Below are 21,065 nucleotides of genomic sequence, written 5' to 3'. Positions count from 1 at the left end.
TTTTCGAATGGAGACAGGATTGATATTATTGCTTTTGATTTTTCCTCTGGCAGGTTTCTTGATAAACTTGTTTGTTGGTAAAAAGCTGGGAAAAACATTACCGGGACTGATTGCTACAGCTGCAGTTACAGGTAGTTTTGTGATCACACTGATTTATTTTATAAAGATTGTTTCAACAGGACAGGCTATCCATGTACATCTGTTCGAATGGGTAAGTTTTTCGGATTTCAAAGCTAATTTCGAACTGGTTCTGGATCAGTTATCATTGATTTGGCTGATGTTTGTAACCGGTATCGGAGCTCTTATACATTTGTATTCGATAGGGTATATGAAAGGTGACGAAAATATCGACCGCTTTTTTTCTTACCTGAACTTGTTTATATTTTTCATGATTATTCTGGTTACAGCTAATAACCTGGCGATCATGTTTATCGGATGGGAAGGAGTCGGACTTTGTTCATATCTGCTTATAGGGTTCTGGTATAAGAATCATAAGTTTAACGATGCGGCAAAGAAAGCCTTTATTATGAATAGGATAGGGGACTTAGGATTCCTTACCGGAGTGTTTACTCTTGGATATATATTTAAGACAATCGATTTTGATAGCCTAAAATTAGCAGTAACTACTACTTCTAATCTCGAAGTGTCTGGTTTACTTGGGCTCGGAACTTTATGCCTTTTCATAGGGGCAATGGGTAAAAGTGCTCAGATTCCATTATATACATGGCTACCCGATGCAATGGCAGGGCCAACTCCGGTTTCGGCATTGATACATGCTGCAACTATGGTAACGGCAGGTATATTTATGATAACCCGATTGAACTTTATTTTCAATCTAACACCCGATGTTCAACTGTTTATTGCGATAATAGGTGCTGTTACTGCTCTGTTTGCTGCATCTATTGGTATTTTCCAAACTGATATTAAAAAGGTTCTGGCATACTCAACTGTTTCGCAACTTGGTCTTATGTTTTTAGCTATCGGGCTAGGTGCATATCATGTAGCAGTATTCCACGTAATTACACATGCATTTTTCAAAGCGTGTCTGTTCTTAGGATCGGGTTCGGTAATTCATGCCATGGGAGGAGAACAGGATATGCGTAAAATGGGTGGATTGAGAAAAGTTCTTCCAATAACATTTGCTACCTTCTTTATATCTACCTTATCTATTTCGGGCATTCCTCCATTTGCGGGATTTTTCTCGAAGGATGAAATAATGGTAGTTGCTTTTGAAAATAATATAGGACTTTGGGTATTAGCAGCTCTTGCTTCGTTGATGACTGCTTTTTATATGTTCAGAGCTTTGTTCCTTACTTTTAATAAAGGTTTTAGAGGAACGGAAGAACAAAAACATCATTTACATGAATCTCCATTTGTAATGACTTTGCCTTTGATAATACTGGCTGTTTTAGCTACAATAGGCGGACTTATCAGTTTACCGTTCGGCTACAGTTGGCTTAATGAATATTTGTCACCTATATTAGTTGCTGGCGTTCCGGCAGAGCACGGAGCTACTTCCCATCAGTTTATGCTGATAGGTATATCAGTTCTTATAGCATTGATTGGTTTAGCTATCGCATATTACCAGTATATAGTTAAGTCTGTTGTTCCCGAAGAAGATGATAAGATAACAGGATTTGCAAAAGTAGCTTATAACAAATACTATATCGATGAGATATATGATACTCTATTTGTAAAGCCGTTTTACGTATTGGCAAATTTCTTCAAGAATATAGTAGAAAATATAATGAATGCCATTGTATTTGGATTCGGTTACCTGATAGCAGCTCTGTCTATACCATTGAGGGCTATACAAAACGGAAGTATAGGGCTTTACTTATTCTTCTTTGTTATCGGTTTCTGTTCGATTGTCGCTTACTTATTTTTCGTGTAAAAATTTTATATAGAAATGAATATCGCTATTATACTACTTATTTTATTAGCAGGGTCATTGGTAACCTACTTTTCGGGAAACAGATTTGCTTCGAAGGTAGCCATGTTGTTTGCCATAGCGGCAGCAGCATTTTCGATATCACTTTTACTCGAATACCAATCTACAGGAGCAACTTCGTACAGTATAGAATGGATAAGTAAACCAAATATTGCTTTCTCATTGAAGGTAGATGGCTTATCATTGGTTATGCTCTTGCTTAACTCGCTGTTACTGCCCATTATCATGCTTACGAGTATATCACATACGGTAAAATCAGAACGGATTTTGTATAGCCTTGTGTTATTCATGTCTTTTGCTATGACTGGTGTTTTCTTGAGCAGTAATGCCCTTGTGTATTATGTATTCTGGGAAATGTCTCTGATACCGATTTATTTTATTGTTGTACTTTGGGGTAATGGAGAAAGAGCAAAACGCCGTAGGTCAGCTATGACATTCTTCATCTATACATTTGCAGGCTCGCTGTTTATGTTAGCGGCAATTATATATATGTATGTAAAAGTCGGAAGTCTTGAACTTCATGATATATACAATGCAAACCTGAGCCATACTGAACAGATATGGATATTCCTCGCATTCTTTTTAGCGTATGCGATAAAGATTCCGGTATTCCCTTTCCATACATGGCAGGCAAGTGTATATCAAAAGGCCCCGATTATGGGAACCCTTTTGTTGGGTGCACTGATGTCAAAAATGGGATTATATAGTGTTATCCGTTGGCAATTGCCTGTTACTCCGTATGCTGCACATGAATTACGGTCATTGGTATTGATCCTTTCTATTATAGGTGTGTTATATGGTGCGATTATAGCATTGAGACAAGATAACCTGAAACGCTTTTTCGCCTATGCATCGCTTTCGCATGTTGGTTTTATTGCTGCGGGTGTTTATGCGTTAACATATGATGGATTGCAAGGTGCAGTTATACTGATTTTAGCGCACGGGTTTGGAATTATAGGTTTATTCTTCTCGGCAGAGGTTATACACCGTAGATTGAAAACACCTTTGATTAGCAAAATGGGTGGGATCAAGTCTAGTGCACCTAAGTTTACAATAGCATTCTTCTTTATGATATTGGCATCTATAGCGATCCCTCTGACGTTTAATTTCGTGGGAGAGTTCACTATTATGTATGGAGTTTACCAGGTACACCTTGGATATCTTCTGCCGTTAGGTGCTTCTATGTTCCTTGGAGCATTCTTTATGTTGCGTATGTACCAATATGTGATGCTTGGGGACAAAATTAACCGGTCATTTCCTGACCTGACTATCAATGAAACATTGGTATTTGTGTTGTCGGCTGTAGTTCTGATATTTTTCGGGATTTATTCTAAACCTATTGTAGATATAATATCGCCGAGCCTTCAGGAATTAATGACATATATAAATAGATAACGAATAAAATAGCAAGATATAGTAATGAGTACATTAGTAGCTGTCTCAGCATTAGGTATAATCTGCCTGTTACTGGAGGTTTTGAATTTAAGAAAAATCCTGGTTCCGATAACCCTTTTAGGTCTGGCCGGAATATTGGGCATGACTATTGCCGAGTTTTATCTAAATACATCATTTCTTGATATTGATACTTACAAGATGGTTGTGAGTACAGGATATTCGAGAGGATTTTCGAGCCTGTTTATTATTCTCACCATGCTTGTTCTGATGATGAGTCCTAAATTCTATGCTGAACGGATAGATAAGATTGCGGATTATGTAGCACTGATAATCTTCATGCTTGCCGGTGCAATAGCAATGGTCTCTTTCAGTAATTTATCTATGTTCTTTATCGGGGTCGAAGTCCTTTCAATTCCGGCTTATATATTAGCAGCCAGTAATCCGAAAGATAAAATGAGTAATGAGGCCGGAATGAAATATTTCATTATGGGTGCTTTTGCCTCGAGTTTCATTCTGTTCGGTATTGCTTTGGTATACGGTGCTATTGGTTCCTTTGACATCGAAACTATCATTGCAATATCCATGGCTCAGGGAGAAGCTTTACCCGTTTGGTTTAAAATAGGTTTTGTAATGATAGCAGTCGGCTTATTCTTTAAAGCCGGTGTTGTGCCATTTCATTTCTGGGCTCCTGATGTATACGAAGGTTCTCCAACATTGGTAACGGCATTGATGAGCACTTTGGTTAAAGTGGCTGCTCTGGGAGCTCTTTACAAGGTATTTGTAATCTTTGCGGTAGGTATGACCCCTGCATTCCAGATAGTAGTTGTTATTCTTACTATACTTACATTGTCGGTTGGTAATATAACAGCTTTACGTCAACGTAATCTGAAACGATTGATGGCATATTCGGGTATTTCTCATGCCGGATTTATGATGATGGATCTGCTGTCTAATGGCGCAGGGACGAACGTTATACTTTATTATGCTGCTGCTTATTCTCTGGCAGGTATCGCTGCTTTTGCCGTGATAATGGCTGTCTGTGGAGATAAGGATGAAGATATCTCTAATATATTCGGTTTAGCTAAAGAGAAATCTTATTTGGCAGGATTATTTACTTGTGCAATGGTATCTTTAGGTGGTATACCTATTTTTGCCGGGTTCTTTGCAAAGTTATTTATGTTTACCCAAATGATAGAATCGGGTTACCTTATATTGGTCATCTTCGGGGTTATTAATTCTATTATCGCTATTTACTATTATTTTGGTACGGCGAATGTGATGTTCTCTAAAGATTCGGTACGTACTCAAGCTCTGAAAGTCGATGCACGCTATGTGATCGTAGCTTCGATTGCTATTACATTAAATATTATATTAGGTCTTTTCCCTTCGGTAATTATGGGATTAACTATTTAAAATATAAGAGATATATGAAAATAGCCACAGGGAAAGTTCCTGTGGCTATTTTTTTATCTTGATTTTCAAAATGTTTCCATCATGATTTTCGTTGCATAGGCTATAAATATTCCAAAAGCGATTGCAATAATAAAATATGCTACAAGCATTACTATCATCATTATTCCCAGACTTTTGTAATGGGCTTTCAGATGTTCGAACGATTCAGTCAGTACATCCGAATTGTAGGATTCAATGGCGAACTTCACTGTACCTGAGAACTTAAGAATTCTGTAGAGAGAGTAAAAGTAAGTAGCAGTTACTGCAATCAGAATAATAGATGAAATAGCAGTAAAGAGAGATAATCCGGTTTTGGCTTCGTCAGGAACTCTAGATATACTCTGCGCCATAAGGTACATAATATAAGTACCCATACCGATAACGGCCGTGAACAGAATCGAAAATATGGCTACGAACTTTGCCCAATTAGCTGAACTCTTTAGGAGTTGTTGGGCTCGAAAGGTTACGGTCAATCCCTGATGATTTTGTTGTACATTTTCCATTGTTATTTTTATTTGAAGGTCAGCGAATAAAAAACTCAGGAAGAATTCTCCCCGAGCTTTTTATATTTATTTGATTTCTACTATATCAGCCGCATTTAGATGCACCGCAGTTGTTGCATTTCAAACAACCCTCCTGATATACTAGTGTTTCCTGTTCACATATAGGACATTTTTGCCCTTTGACTTCAGCTCCGTTAGGAAGATACTTTTTCAAAGCCCGCTCAACACCGTTTTTCCATGTGTTGATTGTTTCGCTATCTAACTCCAAACCTTGTACAAGTTTTATTACCTGATCAATAGGCATTGCATATCTTAGTACTCCGGAAATCAATTTGGCATAGTTCCAGTATTCAGGATTAAACTTACTGTTAAGTCCTTCGATTGTCGTTTTATAGCCACGTTTGTTCTTGAACTGGAAGTCGTAACTACGTTCTCCGTCATCGTCAGTTCTTTTTATTATAACGCCTTTGTTGACATGTTTTGGTAACATAATACCTTCATCATCATCATTCAAACCGGTAAAGATCTCATATGGACGATTATCGACCATTCCGATAAAAGCAATCCACTTTTCTTTATTATTCTGGAATCTGATCACATCAGCTTCTAATTCTTTAGGCCTGGAAGGTATAACCGTCGGACGTTCGAAACAGTCTCCACAATCTTCTTTTTTGGTGTTTTTCTTATCGTCAGCAGATATCAGTACCCCGGCTCTCGAACCGTCGCGATAGACTGTACATCCTTTACATCCACTTTTCCAAGCTTCGATATAGAGCTTATTTACTAAGTCTTCGGAAACGTCAGAAGGAAGGTTTATAGTCACACTGATCGAGTGGTCAACCCATTTTTGTATACGTCCCTGCATCTTTACTTTCTGTAACCAGTCTACATCATTCGATGTCGCTTTATAATAGGGAGATTCGGCTATAAGCTTATCTAATTCTTCGTTATTATACTTTTTAGAAGTTGAATATCCTTTGGCTTCCATCCAAGTTACAAATTTATGGTGGAATACGATATATTCTTCCCAAGAGTCTCCGTTCTCATCTACGAAATCAATCTTAGTTACTTGGGCATCATTCGGATTTACTTTCCGGCGACGTTTATATACGGGAAGGAATACAGGTTCAATACCCGAGGTGGACTGAGACATTAAGCTCGTAGTTCCTGTTGGAGCGATAGTAAGACATGCAATATTACGTCTACCATATTTTTCCATTTTGGCATAAAGCTCTGGGTCAGCAGCACAAAGTCTGTTAATAAAAGGATTATTCTTTTCTCTTTCGATATCGAATATTTCAAAAGCACCTCTTTCTTTCGCTAAATCTACAGATGAATGATAAGCTGCTATAGCAAGCGTGCGTTGTATTTCTTCAGCAAATGCAGTTGCATCTTCTGTTCCGTAACGAAGGTTCATTGCTGCAAGCATATCTCCTTCGGCTGTAATACCAACACCTGTTCTGCGTCCTTGAAGTGTTTTTTTACGAATCTTATTCCAAAGGTTACGTTCTGTATATTTTACTTCTTCAACTTCGGGGTCTTCTTCTATTTTTAGAAGGATATTGTCTATCTTTTCAGTTTCAAGGTCGATAATATCGTCCATGATACGTTGTGCTAAAGCAACGTGTTTCTTGAATAATTCGAAGTCGAAATATGCTTTATCAGTAAAAGGATTGACTACATAAGAGTATAAATTGATAGCTAATAAACGACAGCTGTCATAAGGACACAAAGGTATTTCGCCACAAGGATTTGTTGATACAGTTCTAAAGCCTAAATCGGCATAGCAGTCAGGCACTGATTCTCTGATAATCGTATCCCAGAATAATACACCGGGTTCGGCTGACCTCCATGCGTTATGAACGATCTTTTCCCAAAGTTTGGTTGCTTTTATTTCTTTTACTGTTGTAGGATTATCGGAGTTGATCGGATACTGCTGTGTATAACTCGACTGGTCTACTACAGCCTGCATAAACTCGTCATCAATTTTCACCGATACATTGGCTCCGGTAACTTTACCTTCAGTCATTTTTGCATCAATAAACGATTCTGCATCAGGATGCTTTATTGATACACTAAGCATTAATGCTCCACGACGGCCGTCCTGAGCAACTTCGCGTGTTGAGTTAGAATACCTTTCCATGAAAGGAACCAGTCCAGTAGAAGTTAATGCTGAGTTTTTAACCGGAGAACCTTTAGGGCGGATATGTGAAAGATCATGTCCTACACCACCTCTACGTTTCATTAGTTGAACCTGCTCCTGGTCAATATGCATAATAGCCCCGTATGAGTCCGCAGAACCATCTACTCCTATAACAAAACAGTTCGAAAGAGAAGCTATTTGGTAATTGTTTCCAATTCCGGTCATGGGGCTCCCCTGTGGAATTATATATTTGAAATTATCAAATAAGTCATATAATTGTTGGCTCGTAAGTCCGTTTTCATACTTATTTTCGATGCGAGCAATTTCATTGGCTAGTCGCCAGTGCATATCAATAGGAGTTTTTTCATAGATATTACCTTCTGCATCTTTTAAGGCATATTTATTGACCCAGACTTTTGCGGCCAATTCGTCCCCCTTGAAGTAATTTAATGTAGCCTCATAGGCTTCATTAAATGTATAGACTTTACGTTCCATTATCTTATTTTGATGTTATGAGTTTATGAATACGAAATTATGAATACTGATCATAGATCGCAAGTTTTATAACAAAATCTTTTCAACAAAGTTTAAAGTTTTCCAAATATTTTTTTAATTATCTCATTATCAATGTGTATTTGTTTATTTTTTTTAGAAAAGTTTTCCGAAAATATTTTTATGTATAGTTTTGGTATTTGCAAAATTATCTTAAACTATGTATCTGGTAAATCAGGGTTTTTTCCAAAAAAGAAATTTTACTTGTTGTTAAACATAAAAAAACTCCGGGTTTTAAGTCCGGAGTTTTCATTATTATTTGTTTTCTAAGAGAATCTAATCTACGCTAAAATCGAGTGTAAATAAGGGTTAGCCTCATATTATCAACATTGTTACGGAATATTGAAGCCGTTGGTAACATCTTATTATAAACATTAACCAATACCGGATTCGAATATATAGATGCTTGTATATATGATAAATCTACAGGAACAAGTACGAATGTTGGATCTTCTTCAAGGTTTTTATCCTTATAAATAGATATTAAACGCGACAAGTTACCAAACTTATACGTATTAGTCGAAGTATTCCTTTCTGCTGTGAATGTTGTGATACTATTTGGTAAAGACCTCGTTTTAAAGAAGTAATCAACGGAGTCTTTATTGACTAGTAGCAAATACTGCGATCTTCCGTACGAAAATGCGCCAGTAGGTTCTTTTTCTGTATATCCGGTAACACTAAACATCGCTGAGTTGACAGATGCGAAGTTATTGCTCACCATATTTTGCTTAATTTGTTTGATGGGCAAAACTACTTCAGGATATACTCCAGCCGGAGTTTTTGAGTAAATCATACCAGAAGAAGTATCAAATAACGATTCAGGATTTTTGTTCTCCACTCGATTCAACTGGTTTACCTCCTTGGTTACAGCTAATGATAGTGTTCCTTTAATTATAGTGTCAGTCGTATTATCGAAGTTAGGGGTTTTATATCTGTAATATATGTCAACGGTTGTTTGCAAGGCTTGTATCAGAGTTCCTGAACCGAAAGTAGTTGTTACATACATTCCCGGAAAATATTTATTAAAAGAAACGTCATCTGTTACAGTGCCTGCTTTCATTGCAGAATATAGGTCATTACCAAAAGATGTATCCATTTCGGCAATAACTTGTCTATAAATAACACCGCTGGATATTTCTGTTATTTTAGAACCGGCAACAGAGAAGGCTTGGCTCGCTATTGTCGATTTCATATCCGTATATTTCTTAGGATCTGCGTTTGTATAGAAGTATTCGGGAAGTTCTTTTGTTACCTTGTATACAGAGAGTCCCATTGGTGCTAAGGAATCACCTATGTAGCTTGCATAATCGATCACGAACTGAACAGAATCTATTGCTAAAAGATCTTCTTTGAATTTCGTGTCTTTAGGAAAATATAATTGACAGAGATAATCGGACTTAGTAGTGCCGAAGATATCATCTTCATAATTACCTAATATTCCGTTTATAGTTTGTGCAAATACTGAATCCTGCATTGATATAGTTCTTGCGGAAACAGCTAAAGTATCGGTTCCTACACTGATAAGGTCACTGGGGGGTTGTAATGATCCACCTATATCGTTTAAGTTGTCATCACAAGAGATAAATCCGAATGTGATAGATAAAGCGAAAGCTAAAGATAATAGCGTACTTAGTTTCATTCTTCTTTTAAAAATTACATTTTAGGAAGTTCAAAGATCATAAAAAATATGTACTTGCAAAAGCAAATACATATTTTTCATTTTTTTTATGAATTACAGAGTGTCATAAAATTCATTAATCGCTTCAGCTGCTTCTAGTGCTGTGCCCTTATATGGCAGGAATTTTATCTTATTCTTTTCGACATATTCCAGTGAAGCCAAGTCTACATTTTCTTCCTGCTGAATAACTCCATCCGAATACTTCATTGCAAACTGGGTCAATTTGTCATAGTCTACCGAAGTTCCGGCAATATCTTTTACATGCTTATCTGTAATTCCAGACAACTTCAGTTTTGAAGAGAATTTATCGGAAAACGGTTGTTTGAAATTATCGTTATACAGCGAGTAAGCAATCTTAACATCTTTAAAACAAGGGTCGTCAGCAAATGCTGATTTAAGATATAAGGGAGCTAAGGCTGTCATCCAACCATGACAATGTACTACATCGGGTATCCATCTCAGTTTTTTGATTGTCTCGAGTACTCCTCTGATATAAAATATGCTTCGCTCTTCGTTATCGGGAAACTCAACACCGTTTTCGTCTTCAGTTGTAAATTTACGACTGAAGAAATCATCATTATCAATAAAGTATACCTGCATGCGGGCAGCCTGTATCGACGCAACTTTTATAATTAAAGGATGATCAGTGTCGTCTATAATTAAATTCATCCCGGATAAACGAATTACTTCATGTAATTGATTTCTTCGTTCATTGATGCTACCAAATCTAGGCATGAATGTTCTGATTTCCTTACCTTTTTCTTGTATTGCCTGAGGCAAATTTCTACAGGTTTCGGCTATTGCAGATTCGGGTAGATACGGAAAAATTTCTTGTGTGATGAATAAAACTCTTTTTACGCTCATTATAGTTGTTTCGTTTTTACAATACAAAGATAATAAAAAAAAATCTGGTTTTATGCAATTTCTGGTGAATCAAAAAAAGCCTGGGTTATAAAAGATGTTGTTTTTTCGGAAATGATAGGCTCCGAAAGTTTCATTTTTCATAAATATTTAGTTGCTTTGCATTGTTATTTGGATAACAAATTTAGGTTAAACGTTTATGATTATTTTAGAGACGGTTTCTGACCTCCAAAAGGCCACTTTATCACTTAAAAAAGAAGGAAAATCGATAGGTTTTGTTCCAACGATGGGCGCTTTACACGAAGGACATGTGTCGTTAGTTGTAAAAAGTACCGAGCAAAACGATATTACGGTAGTTAGTGTTTTTGTAAATCCCACACAGTTTAATAACCCAAGCGATCTTGAAAAATATCCTAGAACATTGACCGAGGATACTGCTCTGTTGGAAAAAGTGGGAGCCGATATCGTTTTTGTACCAACTGCAAAGGAGATTTATCCGGAACCGGATACCCGTCAATTTGACTTTGGACAACTGGATAAAGTGATGGAGGGAAAGTATCGTCCGGGGCACTTTAACGGGGTTGCACAGGTTGTTAGCCGTCTTTTTGATATTGTAAAGCCTGATAGGGCATATTTTGGAGAGAAGGATTTTCAGCAATTAGCAATTATCCGCGAAATGGTAAAGCAATACAGTATTCCGGTCGAAATAATCCCAATGCCTATTATCCGGGAAGAATCGGGGCTTGCAAAAAGTAGCCGTAATCAAAGATTATCAGAGAAGGATAAAGAAGCTGCTGTAACTATAAGTAAGGCTTTATTTAAGAGTAAAGATCGAATAAACTTATACACAGTAGAAGAAACTACCAAAACAGTAAAAGACGAAATAAATAGGGTAGAGCCTCTCGAAGTAGAATATTTCGAAATTGTAGATGGCAATACATTACAATCTATAACTAATTGGGAAGATACAAAGTATGCCGTTGGATGTATAACTGTATTTTGCGGAGAAGTAAGACTGATTGATAATATAACTTACTATCAAAAGGACTGAGTAAATATTAGAAGTATATTAAACTAAAAGAAAGGTTTTCTGAACCTTCAGTAAGAAATGAAAATAGAAGTTTTAAAGTCGAAAATACATAGGGTTACTGTAACAGAAGCTAATCTGAATTATGTAGGAAGCATAACTATTGATGAAGATCTGATGGATGCTGCCAATATGATTGAAGGAGAAAAAGTATGTATTGTTGATAATAACAATGGTGAGCGCCTCGAAACATATATAATTAAAGGAGAAAGAGGCTCGGGGACCATTTGTTTGAATGGTGCAGCTGCTCGCAAGGTCCAGCCGGGAGATATCATTATTATAATCTCGTATGCGATAATGGATTTTGAGGAAGCCAAAACATTTAAACCCTGGATAGTATTTCCCGATACGGTAACCAACAAGCTGGTTAAATAAAGAAACACTAATTAAACAATTATATAAAGCGGGGTGATACAAAAAGAATCACCCCTGCTTTGTCTTTAAAAGATACAAAGCAACATTTATGGAGTCAAAAGTATATTCTTATGCGGATATATGGAAAGTAAGTCTGCCGATCATGCTTGGGTTGTTGACCCAGAATGTTATGCAGATCGCCAATACCATATTCTTAGGAAGAGTAGGAGAGGTTGAGTTTGGAGCTGCCGGATTAGCCGGTATATATTATATAGCTTTTTTCATGCTGGGTTTTGGTTTCAGTATCGGTGCTCAGATAATGATAGGACGCCGTAACGGAGAACGAAATTATGACCAGATAGGGACTATAGTGATGCAGGGAATGATGTTTTTGCTGGCTTTTGCAGCAATACTATACTTTGCGTCTACAGCTTTTTCTTCGCATCTGTTACCTATATTGATAAAATCTCCGCATGTGTACGAAGCTGCTTCTGAATATTTGGAATGGCGTACTTTCGGATTTTTCTTTGCATCCGTCAATATAATGTTCAGGGCATTTTATGTCGGAATTGCCCGCACAAAGGTGTTAACAATGAATGCGGCAGTAATGACTGTTGTGAATATTGTTTTCGATTATATTCTGATATTCGGAAATTTCGGTTTCCCCCAGATGGGTATAGCCGGAGCAGGTATGGCCTCTGTATTAGCAGAAATATCTTCCATATTATTTTTCGCAATATATACAGCAAAAACGGTGGATTTAAAGAAATACGGCTTCCAGAAGATGAAGTTTCGTTTTTCGATAGTACGCCGTATTCTTAATATATCGGTGTTCACAATGGCTCAATATGCTATTTCGATGTCTACCTGGTTTATCTTCTTTTTGGCAATAGAAAATCACGGGGAAAGGGATTTGGCAATAACCAATATCATCCGGACTTTCTATATGATATATTTTATCCCTATGAATTCACTATCGACTACGGCTAATACTTTAGTAAGTAATACGATGGGTACTAAGGTATATAAGAATGTATGGCCTCTGATTCAAAGGATCTGTATACTTAATCTTGCGATCATTGTGGTGATGGCTCTTATTACAGTTGTTAATCCTGAATTTTGGATCGGACTGATAGCATCTAACAAAGATATGTCCCTGGTATATGAGACTGTAACTCCATTGTATGTATTACTGTTAGCTTTGCCTATCTGTAGTATTGGTACTGTGTTATTCAATTCGATATCGGGAACAGGAAATACCCGTTGGGCTTTGATCTTTGAGCTTATAACTATTGTTTTCTATGTGTTTGCAATGTATGTTATAGTGATCCATAACAAGTCGTCGGTCGCTGCTTGCTGGACTGTTGAATATGTATATTGGGGTACGCTGATGGTTCTTTCATTCATCTATCTGAAAAAGGCCAACTGGCGGACTAAAGAGATATAAGTAAAACAAAATTATATACAGGAAAAGAGGCATGTTCAGAATATCGGATATGCCTCTTTTATTTTTATCTATTAGCAAAGAGACCTTTGACATATTGGAACAGAACAAACTTGAAAACTATAAATTAAAAAAAAAATAAATTCAAAAATGGTGTCACTTTTGTCACCTTTGTCACCTTTTTTTAGAATATTTTACTGATTTATAGCGCAATAGCAAGGTGACAAAAGTGACACTCAGGTAACAGCCAAATGTCACCTCTGTTTAGTTATTGTCACCTATCTATAAAGATCATTACAGCAAAATATAGAACATCTTCAACAACTGATTCGCCTTATAAATCTTCTTTTCCGGGTCTTGAATAATATATCACGGCTTTAGTTTCAAAGTTGATTCCTATAGTCACAGAGACTGGTATTTTCTTACCATCAATAGCTCCCGGATTCCACATGTCTCTCATTGTTTTAATGACTCTTTCACATTCCTTTTCTATGAGCGGATCTACTCCTTCCACTACTGTTATATCAGATATTGTTTTATCCGGATTGACATAGAATGAAAGAAAGGTCTTTCCTCCAATTTCCATATCGAGAGATGCCATTGGGTAACGGATGTTATTTTCTATATATTCTTTTAGATCAGTGTTGCCGTTAAGAAAACGTAGGCTAAAAAGAAAAAGCTGTATTTCTTTAAATACAGCTTTACTTCTGAAAAACGGAATATGCATATCAGAGATTATAAGATATCCCTAATGTTACATATATATTGTGCATCTTGAAAGGAACAGCTTTGAAGCTGTTATGAAAAATAGGGGTTAAACCCCAGTTAAAGGTTCCGAAGACATTGAACCGTTGATTGATTTTCATTTCACCTCCGGCTAAAATTCCGAAGTCAAATGTTTTGACATCGTCTCCAAAGTCAAAAGTCGCATCTCCTTTGTTTTCGATAACAATCTCCGAACCTGTAGGATCCGGAGCTCTCATATATCCGTCCCAAACCTTACCTTTGAAAGATGTACTATAAGCATAAGACATATACCCTCCACCTCGTACATTCCATGTGTCATTTATCTTAAACCGGGCGTATAATGGTATAGTCACATATGCCATTTTCACGGTAGTCTCGTTCTTTCCGGTAAAGTACCCAGTAAGATAATTACCATCTTTTTCAAGTTTGACCTCGGTATAAAGGTATTTAACGCGGTCTCTCACTCCCATACCTTTGTAATCGAGTAATATACCTGATCCTACAGCCCATTTGTCGCTGGTGTTATAGATAATATTATAACCCAGCTGGGGGGTAAATTGTGGCCACCATCCCTCTATTTTTCGTATTTCGCGGGGGATAGAAGTTGGAGTAGTTGCTCCAAAATTAAATCCGGCTACTATTTTGTGTTCTAAATTTTCTTTTCTGAAATCGAAACCGTAAGCAGATGCGGTAACGAGTAGAACAATTAAAATGCTGATATATCTGGTCATATGTTTGTCTTTCTAAAAGTTTGCTATTATTCTTTGTCTCGGCTCGAATATGTCTGGCATACAACTTCTATTTCGTCAACTATCAGGGTGCTACCTATAGCTCCTCTATAGAAGTCACCTTCCTTACTGGATGCAAACACAACGGCCAACTTGTAATCGTATAAAGAATAGTTAGGGGCTTCTTTATATTTGAACGGAATTTCGAAATAGGTATATTCGCTTTTAGCACTATTATCAGCTAGTATAGCTGTCGCCACTATTTTGTCCGAAGTCAGGATATTAGTTCCATCCAGAAATTCATCGTCTTTAGTTCCTGCAACACCTTTGGTTATTTTATATAAGACTGCATATATAGAACATTCGTCAATTCGTCCGGGTACTATATTGTCATTTTCATCATAGAATGGTTCTCCCACTTTATACTTATAGTATCCTTTAAAGATGATAGGACGCCCTTTTTCCTGAGGGTGAGGTTGTCCGAATTGTACGGTCTTGGCAAAATCAGACATATTTATAGACCCGAATTTTCCTCTGAATAACGAACCTGAGAATATCGGGATCTTAAAGCCGAAGTAGGTTCCTCCTCTTTGTGTTTCCAGCAATGCAGCATATTCGCCATTGTAAGCATCGGTAGTTGACCGGGTAGGGTATTCGTCTACTCTTCCGAATTTTGCCAGTGCTATACCGGGATTCGCATTTGCCCATGTTTCGTCACTCAGTGTCGGATATTTCATGATGCCTGTTCCGGCCGTACCCCAATCTTCAAAAGAAAAATGAAGCGGTATCATTTGTTTAATTAATACCTGATAGGAGCGCGACCATCGTTTATTTTCTGATGATACGATGTAAGTAACAGTATCCGAAAAATCCTGAGCAATATCGGGCGAGGGAGTGATCGTTGCGCCTGTCGATATTTCTATTTTAGGAATTAACCGGGTAATGTCGATAGTTGTATCGGTTATTTCGAATACCATCTTACTGGACTCTTTACTCGGTATTGCCTTCATCTCAGGATAATCTTCGAAACTGAAACTGAGAATATCGGCTTCGATATTTTCGGGCTCATCCTTGATGCATGAGATGAAAGAAATTGTTAGACAACAAAAGAATAGGATTAGCTTTGTTTTCATATAGTTATTATTATCGTTAGTTAGGCTACATGTTAATTCACGAATACGTTATTGTTGATCTGATACCCACTGTAATATCATTGAAAAGGAAGTATTAGCCACTACAAAATTAAGATACTTATATCTGTAATATGGTATACTTATTTTATATAGTGTTTTTAACTTTATATATTTAACAATCTTTTAACGATTTTGTTTTAACAGGTCGTCTGGTCAATTATATCATTATGATAAAATGTTTTATGCTTTTTATTTTATGTAAATGAACTTAATTTGTAACTTTGCGTAGTTACTGAAACAGAGAATATAAAACTTCGTATATGGAGAATTTGATCATATATGGTATTATTGCAATAGGAGTGGTAGTTAGTATTATCCGCAATTATCAAAAAGAAGTAAAAAAGAATAAAGAGAGGGCTCTCACTCAACCTCGTCCCCGATTGGTTCCTTCGCAACAAAATCAAGAACAGGCTCAGCCCAGTGCTGCACCATTTTCACGTCCCAGAAGGTTATCTACCGAAAATCAGGAATCTTCCACAGTAGAGGTTAATTCCCCTTTATCAACAGAAAGGTCTTTCCCCCAGTCGGTGCCTACTGTTGCCAGTTATAATTATATGGAAGAAGGTGTTTCTGCAATTCAGCAAATGGAGAATGAGAAGAAGGAAGAGAGAATTGCGTTTTCGCAAGATGAGGGGAAAGCAAGTCGCTCAATTGACTTACAGCTCGAAACTCAGGAGGATTTGAGACGGGCTTTCATTCATTCCATTATACTGGAACGTAAGTATTAAACTATTATACTAGAAAAAAATAAAATAATCAATTAACAAAAGTAATGGCATTAAAGTTTATGAGTGCTGACGAGGCTGCCAGTCTTGTCAAAAATGGAGATAATGTAGGTTTCAGTGGTTTTACTCACGCCGGATGTCCCAAAGTTGTACCTGTTGCTATCGCTAAACTTGCAGAAGCAGAACACGCGAAAGGTAATCCGTTCAAGATCGGAATGTTTACCGGAGCATCAACAGGAGATTCAATTGATGGAGCATTAGCTAGAGCACATGCAATTAAGTTCAGAACACCTTATCAGACTAACAAAGATTTAAGAAGTGCAATTAATTCGGGCGAAGTTCCTTATTTCGATATGCATCTTTCGTCTTTGGCTCAGGAAATCCGTTATGGATTCTTAGGAGGTGTTGATATAGCAATTATCGAAGCATGTGATGTAACAGAAGATGGTGAAATCGTTCCAACATGTGGTGTAGGCATCTCTCCAACAATTGCTCAAAAGGCTAAAATTGTGATTGTAGAATTAAATACCTGGAATCCTAAGGGGATGAGAGGTATGCATGATATTGTAGAGTTAGCAAGCCCTCCTCACCGTCAGGAGATTCCTGTATACACAGTCCGCGATAGAATAGGCAAAGATCATCTTAAAGTAGATCCTAGCAAAATAATAGTTGTGAAATCAAATACCCCTAATGAGGGTGGAAGTTTTGCTCCGGTAGATGAAGTTACTACCAAGATAGGAAATAATGTTGCTAACTTCTTTATCAAAGAAATGGCTGAAGGCCGTATGCCGAAAACATTTCTTCCCGTACAGTCTGGTGTAGGTAATATAGCAAATGCAGTATTGGCTGCAATGGGCGAAAGTAAAGAAATTCCGGACTTTGAAGTTTATACAGAAGTTATTCAGGATGCAGTTATTGACCTAATGGAGTCAGGTCGTATTAAATTTGCGAGCGGATGTTCTTTAACCGTAAGTAATCCTTGTATCGAAAAAGTTTATAAGAACCTTGAGTTCTTTAAAGAAAGAATAGTTCTTCGTCCTTCCGAAATTTCTAACAATCAGGAGGTCGTTCGCCGTTTAGGTGTTATTGCAATTAATACAGCATTAGAAGCGGATATCTTCGGAAATATCAATTCAACTCATGTAATGGGTACGAAAATGATGAATGGTATCGGTGGTTCAGGTGATTTCACCAGAGGATCTTATGTTTCTATCTTTGTTACACCATCTACTGCAAAAGACGGAAAGATCAGTGCATTTGTTCCTTCTGTAGCTCATGAAGACCATAGCGAACATTCTGTTAAGATCATTATTTCTGAATATGGAGTTGCAGACCTTCGGGGAAAATCTCCAAGGCAACGTGCCGAAGAGATTATTGAAAAGTGCGCACATCCCGAATACAGACCCCTATTACGTGAGTATCTGAACAATAATGTTCAAGGTCAAACACCTCTGGATATTTATAATTGCTATGCATTTCATAAAGCATTCCTTGAAACGGGAGATATGCGTAATGTAAAGTGGGAAAATAAGTAAGACAAAGACATTATAGTCTGATAAGTATAATAAAAAAGGTCTCAGTATTAATTATTCTGAGACCTTTTTCTTTTTGGTAACTTTCGGTTTCTTCTTTCTGGAAAAGAGAGATTGCACTTTCTTTACCACAAGCCCTATAACCATCGGTTGTATCATTTCCCATATCAAGGGAGCCGCACTCAAAAGTATAGGTCCAAAACTTATGCTTGAAGATTCGTTTTCGTCCTCCTCTTCGTCTTCGGTATTCTTTTTCTTCTTGGATTTCTTTCCGCCACCACTGGTAAATAAAGAGAATATACCGGCCAGTCCTGATTTAGAAACAGGAAAGACAGTACCGAGAAGCAATCGTCCCCAATTGTCACGTGCATATCCGAGACGCTCTAATAATATCTCTTCCTGCTCAGCGCATTCACTCGCTAAACGGGCTTTTTCTTCGCGCAATTGTTCAAGCGGGGATAATTTAGTCTTCATCGTCTTCTATTTTCTTGATTGTACGAACAGTCATATTGACAAAGAATCTGCGTAGTGGCCTCCGGAAAAGGAATGTCAAACCCAACATAGCCAATATGATAAGGATAAGTACACCGAATCCTGCCGAATAATTATGTAATGCTTCTCCTATCAAGAGGGCTAAGCCGAAAAGGAATAAAGCAAACAGGATCAAGATAAAAACAGCTATTATCAAGCTATATATGATATACGAAGTAGCACTTGCTCCTTTCTCGTAGGCCTTGAGCTTAGCCAAGGTCAAACGTTTATCTATATAGCTTGATAAGTCTGCTTTTGACTCATCTATGAGTTCAGTAAAGTCTTGATATTCGTTCTTTTCGTTATTATCAATCTTCATCCTCTACTAAGTCTTCCAGTTCCTCCTCGATTTTCGAGTGCGAACCTTTTACATTGCTTTTAACTTTTTCTACAAGTTTGTTGATCTCTTTAAGCCATTCTTCTTTTTTATCAGAGGCTGCAACATAACCAGCGGCAGCACCTACAGCAGCACCGATAGCAAGAAAAAGTAAGTTCGAATTCGATTTTTTCATTATAATTCAATTTTATATATGTAACAACTTATTGATATGTTCTTAACAAAGTTAGATTAGTTTTGTTTTTTGTATTTATCTAAAGTAATATTTTTTGGTAATATTCCGGTAAAAATAACAACATAATTAACCTTTGTTAATTATCGGAATTTAATCAATCGCTTCACCAAAAAGGGTTGCAGATGTATTTCCCGTTACTCTCACATTTACCAATTCGCCTATACGGTGGTTACCTTTGTCAAATATAATCACTTTATTCTGCGATGAACGTCCGAAAAGCTGTTCTTTAGAGCGTTTCGAGAATCCTTCTACCAGTACTTCAAATACCTTGCCTACGTCGCGTTTGTTACTCTCGAGAGAAAGCTCGTTTTGTAAGTTTATTATTTCTTGAAGACGTTCGATCTTGACATCTTCAGGAATATCATCTACAAGTTTCTTAGCAGCATATGTACCGGGACGTTCCGAATATTTGAACATAAAAGCAGAATCAAATCCTGATTCCCTCATCAGAGACAACGTTTCCTGCTGATCCTCTTCTGTTTCGGAATGGTATCCGCACATAATGTCGGTCGACAGACCGCAACCGGGAATAATACGTTTGATAGCAGCTATACGGTCGAGATATAATTCGCGGTCGTATTTACGTTTCATAATACCCAGCATACGGGTACTTCCCGACTGTACCGGTAAGTGGATAAACTTACATAGGTTATCATACTTAGCTATCATTTCCAGAGTAGCGTCGGTCATATCAGTTGGATAGGAGGTTGTGAAACGGATACGCATCTTAGGAGCAGCTAATGCTACCAGTTCTAATAGCGCGGTGAAGTCTGTAATCTTCCCCTCTTCATCTTCGAAACGGTACGAGTTTACATTCTGACCAAGTAGGGTTACTTCTTTAAACCCTTTTTCCTTCAGGTCGTTCAATTCATTAACGATACTTTGTGGATCACGGCTGCGTTCGCGTCCTCTCGTGTAAGGTACAATACAATATGTACATACTTTATCGCATCCACGCATAATGGAAATATATCCTGAGATATGGTTTCCTCCTATTTTGAGGGGGATAACGTCTTTGTAAGTTTCTGTTTTAGATAATTGCACATTGATGGCTTTCTCGCCACGTTCGGCAGCTCCAACCAGATTCGGCAGGTCTAGGTATGCATCAGGTCCTACTACTACATCGGCATGATGCTTATCCAGCAGTTCTTCTTTAGCCCGCTCGGCCATACATCCCAGAACACCAATGATCAGATCTTTGTTTTTCTTCCGCTTGATGGCATGGAAATACTCTAAACGCTGTATAACTCTTTGCTCAGCATTGTCTCTGACCGAACAGGTATTTACGAATACTGCGTCAGCATCTTCGAGTTTGTCGGTTACGGAATAACCATCCATTTGCATCACGGAGGCTACTACCTCACTGTCGGCTACGTTCATCTGGCAACCATAGGTTTCGATGAACAATTTTTTGTCAGTCGTGGATTTAAAGTCCAGTCCTTGTTCGTTGCTCATAATATTTCTTTATAAAATTGTATAGTAAATCGGCGACAAAGATAACCTATTTGCATCAGATATAATGTTAATCAATCTTCGAATATGTTTACAAAAGTGACAACAGGGTTACTGAAAGGTGACATAAAAGTGACACTGTCACCTTAAGTGTCACCCCTGTAT

19 protein-coding genes are annotated in these 21,065 nt (G+C 37.4%); 8 read left to right on the top strand and 11 right to left on the bottom strand.

Going from position 1 to position 21,065, the window contains the following annotated elements; translation table 11 throughout:
* Window positions 1-7 precede the first annotated feature (7 nt).
* The 3 genes from nuoL to BUC12_RS15040 are packed head-to-tail and all read left to right on the top strand — an operon-like array spanning window position 8 to window position 4,759.
* Window positions 8-1,894, top strand: a complete 1,887-nt coding sequence (gene nuoL, locus BUC12_RS15050; protein ID WP_062181124.1) for an NADH-quinone oxidoreductase subunit L — start codon at window positions 8-10, stop codon at window positions 1,892-1,894.
* A 15-nt stretch (window positions 1,895-1,909) separates the two neighbouring features.
* The gene (locus BUC12_RS15045) at window positions 1,910-3,346 is read left to right on the top strand and encodes a complex I subunit 4 family protein (protein WP_062181121.1); all 1,437 of its coding nucleotides are present in this window, start codon (window positions 1,910-1,912) and stop codon (window positions 3,344-3,346) included.
* Window positions 3,347-3,370: 24 nt separating this feature from the next.
* Complete coding sequence (locus BUC12_RS15040; protein ID WP_062181118.1) at window positions 3,371-4,759, top strand: NADH-quinone oxidoreductase subunit N; 1,389 nt, start codon at window positions 3,371-3,373, stop codon at window positions 4,757-4,759.
* A gap of 65 nt (window positions 4,760-4,824) precedes the next feature.
* Here the strand turns inward: BUC12_RS15040 and BUC12_RS15035 are convergent, their stop codons facing one another.
* The 4 genes from BUC12_RS15035 to BUC12_RS15020 form a co-directional block, all read right to left on the bottom strand.
* The gene (locus BUC12_RS15035) at window positions 4,825-5,301 is read right to left on the bottom strand and encodes a hypothetical protein (RefSeq protein ID WP_062181115.1); all 477 of its coding nucleotides are present in this window, start codon (window positions 5,299-5,301) and stop codon (window positions 4,825-4,827) included.
* Window positions 5,302-5,386: 85 nt separating this feature from the next.
* Entirely contained in the window at window positions 5,387-7,939 is a 2,553-nt protein-coding gene (locus BUC12_RS15030) for an adenosylcobalamin-dependent ribonucleoside-diphosphate reductase (protein ID WP_062181112.1), read from the bottom strand.
* A gap of 343 nt (window positions 7,940-8,282) precedes the next feature.
* Window positions 8,283-9,635 (bottom strand): DUF4270 domain-containing protein, encoded by a 1,353-nt coding sequence (locus tag BUC12_RS15025; protein ID WP_062181109.1) that lies wholly within the window; start codon window positions 9,633-9,635, stop codon window positions 8,283-8,285.
* 93 nt (window positions 9,636-9,728) lie between these two features.
* Window positions 9,729-10,538, bottom strand: a complete 810-nt coding sequence (locus BUC12_RS15020; protein WP_062181106.1) for a glycogen/starch synthase — start codon at window positions 10,536-10,538, stop codon at window positions 9,729-9,731.
* 196 nt (window positions 10,539-10,734) lie between these two features.
* Between BUC12_RS15020 and panC the strand changes: the two genes are divergently transcribed.
* From panC to BUC12_RS15005, 3 genes are all read left to right on the top strand, one after another.
* Complete coding sequence (panC, locus tag BUC12_RS15015) at window positions 10,735-11,586, top strand: pantoate--beta-alanine ligase (protein ID WP_062181103.1); 852 nt, start codon at window positions 10,735-10,737, stop codon at window positions 11,584-11,586.
* A 57-nt stretch (window positions 11,587-11,643) separates the two neighbouring features.
* A complete protein-coding gene (gene panD, locus BUC12_RS15010) occupies window positions 11,644-11,997 on the top strand; it encodes an aspartate 1-decarboxylase (RefSeq protein ID WP_062181100.1) in 354 nt (117 codons plus the stop codon).
* 88 nt (window positions 11,998-12,085) lie between these two features.
* Window positions 12,086-13,423, top strand: a complete 1,338-nt coding sequence (locus tag BUC12_RS15005) for an MATE family efflux transporter (RefSeq protein ID WP_062181096.1) — start codon at window positions 12,086-12,088, stop codon at window positions 13,421-13,423.
* A 331-nt stretch (window positions 13,424-13,754) separates the two neighbouring features.
* On the opposite strand, the gene BUC12_RS15000 is transcribed toward BUC12_RS15005, so the two are convergent.
* From BUC12_RS15000 to BUC12_RS14990, 3 genes are read right to left on the bottom strand one after another with little or no spacing between them, the layout of a single operon-like run.
* Window positions 13,755-14,147: an energy transducer TonB gene (locus BUC12_RS15000; RefSeq protein WP_062181093.1), complete on the bottom strand. Its 393-nt coding sequence runs from the start codon at window positions 14,145-14,147 to the stop codon at window positions 13,755-13,757.
* 1 nt (window position 14,148) lies between these two features.
* Window positions 14,149-14,898, bottom strand: a complete 750-nt coding sequence (locus BUC12_RS14995; RefSeq protein WP_062181090.1) for a porin family protein — start codon at window positions 14,896-14,898, stop codon at window positions 14,149-14,151.
* A gap of 26 nt (window positions 14,899-14,924) precedes the next feature.
* A complete protein-coding gene (locus BUC12_RS14990) occupies window positions 14,925-16,028 on the bottom strand; it encodes a PCMD domain-containing protein (RefSeq protein WP_062181087.1) in 1,104 nt (367 codons plus the stop codon).
* Window positions 16,029-16,348: 320 nt separating this feature from the next.
* Between BUC12_RS14990 and BUC12_RS14985 the strand changes: the two genes are divergently transcribed.
* Together BUC12_RS14985 and BUC12_RS14980 are read left to right on the top strand one after the other, a co-directional pair.
* Window positions 16,349-16,816: a hypothetical protein gene (locus BUC12_RS14985; protein WP_062181084.1), complete on the top strand. Its 468-nt coding sequence runs from the start codon at window positions 16,349-16,351 to the stop codon at window positions 16,814-16,816.
* Between the two features lie 44 nt (window positions 16,817-16,860).
* Window positions 16,861-18,348, top strand: coding sequence for an acetyl-CoA hydrolase/transferase family protein (locus BUC12_RS14980; protein ID WP_062181081.1), 1,488 nt, complete (start codon window positions 16,861-16,863; stop codon window positions 18,346-18,348).
* A gap of 51 nt (window positions 18,349-18,399) precedes the next feature.
* On the opposite strand, the gene BUC12_RS14975 is transcribed toward BUC12_RS14980, so the two are convergent.
* From BUC12_RS14975 to miaB, 4 genes are all read right to left on the bottom strand, one after another.
* Window positions 18,400-18,819 carry a hypothetical protein gene (locus BUC12_RS14975; RefSeq protein WP_062181078.1) on the bottom strand — a complete coding sequence of 140 codons (420 nt, stop codon included), beginning with the start codon at window positions 18,817-18,819 and terminating at the stop codon, window positions 18,400-18,402.
* Window positions 18,809-19,195, bottom strand: coding sequence for a phage holin family protein (locus BUC12_RS14970; RefSeq protein ID WP_062181075.1), 387 nt, complete (start codon window positions 19,193-19,195; stop codon window positions 18,809-18,811). Before BUC12_RS14970 ends, BUC12_RS14975 begins: the two co-directional genes overlap by 11 nt.
* A complete protein-coding gene (locus tag BUC12_RS14965; RefSeq protein WP_062181071.1) occupies window positions 19,185-19,388 on the bottom strand; it encodes a YtxH domain-containing protein in 204 nt (67 codons plus the stop codon). The genes BUC12_RS14970 and BUC12_RS14965 overlap by 11 nt, the downstream gene beginning before the upstream one ends.
* A gap of 150 nt (window positions 19,389-19,538) precedes the next feature.
* Entirely contained in the window at window positions 19,539-20,903 is a 1,365-nt protein-coding gene (miaB, locus tag BUC12_RS14960) for a tRNA (N6-isopentenyl adenosine(37)-C2)-methylthiotransferase MiaB (RefSeq protein ID WP_062181068.1), read from the bottom strand.
* Window positions 20,904-21,065 lie beyond the last annotated feature (162 nt).

The sequence above is a fragment of the Indolivaga macrotermitis genome (assembly GCF_900128985.1).
Lineage (GTDB): Bacteria > Bacteroidota > Bacteroidia > Bacteroidales > Dysgonomonadaceae > Dysgonomonas_A > Dysgonomonas_A macrotermitis.
Note: the sequence above shows the minus strand (reverse complement) of the source record. Positions and strands in the feature narration are given on the sequence as shown.

Excerpts from the sequence above, each read along its gene's own strand:
- nuoL (WP_062181124.1), top strand. The coding sequence starts at position 8 with ATGGAGACAGGATTGATATTATTGCTTTTGATTTTTCCTCTGGCAGGT.
- BUC12_RS15045 (WP_062181121.1), top strand. The coding sequence starts at position 1,910 with ATGAATATCGCTATTATACTACTTATTTTATTAGCAGGGTCATTGGTA.
- BUC12_RS15040 (WP_062181118.1), top strand. The coding sequence starts at position 3,371 with ATGAGTACATTAGTAGCTGTCTCAGCATTAGGTATAATCTGCCTGTTA.
- BUC12_RS15035 (WP_062181115.1), bottom strand. The coding sequence starts at position 5,301 with ATGGAAAATGTACAACAAAATCATCAGGGATTGACCGTAACCTTTCGA.
- BUC12_RS15030 (WP_062181112.1), bottom strand. The coding sequence starts at position 7,939 with ATGGAACGTAAAGTCTATACATTTAATGAAGCCTATGAGGCTACATTA.
- BUC12_RS15025 (WP_062181109.1), bottom strand. The coding sequence starts at position 9,635 with ATGAAACTAAGTACGCTATTATCTTTAGCTTTCGCTTTATCTATCACA.
- BUC12_RS15020 (WP_062181106.1), bottom strand. The coding sequence starts at position 10,538 with ATGAGCGTAAAAAGAGTTTTATTCATCACACAAGAAATTTTTCCGTAT.
- panC (WP_062181103.1), top strand. The coding sequence starts at position 10,735 with ATGATTATTTTAGAGACGGTTTCTGACCTCCAAAAGGCCACTTTATCA.
- panD (WP_062181100.1), top strand. The coding sequence starts at position 11,644 with ATGAAAATAGAAGTTTTAAAGTCGAAAATACATAGGGTTACTGTAACA.
- BUC12_RS15005 (WP_062181096.1), top strand. The coding sequence starts at position 12,086 with ATGGAGTCAAAAGTATATTCTTATGCGGATATATGGAAAGTAAGTCTG.
- BUC12_RS15000 (WP_062181093.1), bottom strand. The coding sequence starts at position 14,147 with ATGCATATTCCGTTTTTCAGAAGTAAAGCTGTATTTAAAGAAATACAG.
- BUC12_RS14995 (WP_062181090.1), bottom strand. The coding sequence starts at position 14,898 with ATGACCAGATATATCAGCATTTTAATTGTTCTACTCGTTACCGCATCT.
- BUC12_RS14990 (WP_062181087.1), bottom strand. The coding sequence starts at position 16,028 with ATGAAAACAAAGCTAATCCTATTCTTTTGTTGTCTAACAATTTCTTTC.
- BUC12_RS14985 (WP_062181084.1), top strand. The coding sequence starts at position 16,349 with ATGGAGAATTTGATCATATATGGTATTATTGCAATAGGAGTGGTAGTT.
- BUC12_RS14980 (WP_062181081.1), top strand. The coding sequence starts at position 16,861 with ATGGCATTAAAGTTTATGAGTGCTGACGAGGCTGCCAGTCTTGTCAAA.
- BUC12_RS14975 (WP_062181078.1), bottom strand. The coding sequence starts at position 18,819 with ATGAAGACTAAATTATCCCCGCTTGAACAATTGCGCGAAGAAAAAGCC.
- BUC12_RS14970 (WP_062181075.1), bottom strand. The coding sequence starts at position 19,195 with ATGAAGATTGATAATAACGAAAAGAACGAATATCAAGACTTTACTGAA.
- BUC12_RS14965 (WP_062181071.1), bottom strand. The coding sequence starts at position 19,388 with ATGAAAAAATCGAATTCGAACTTACTTTTTCTTGCTATCGGTGCTGCT.
- miaB (WP_062181068.1), bottom strand. The coding sequence starts at position 20,903 with ATGAGCAACGAACAAGGACTGGACTTTAAATCCACGACTGACAAAAAA.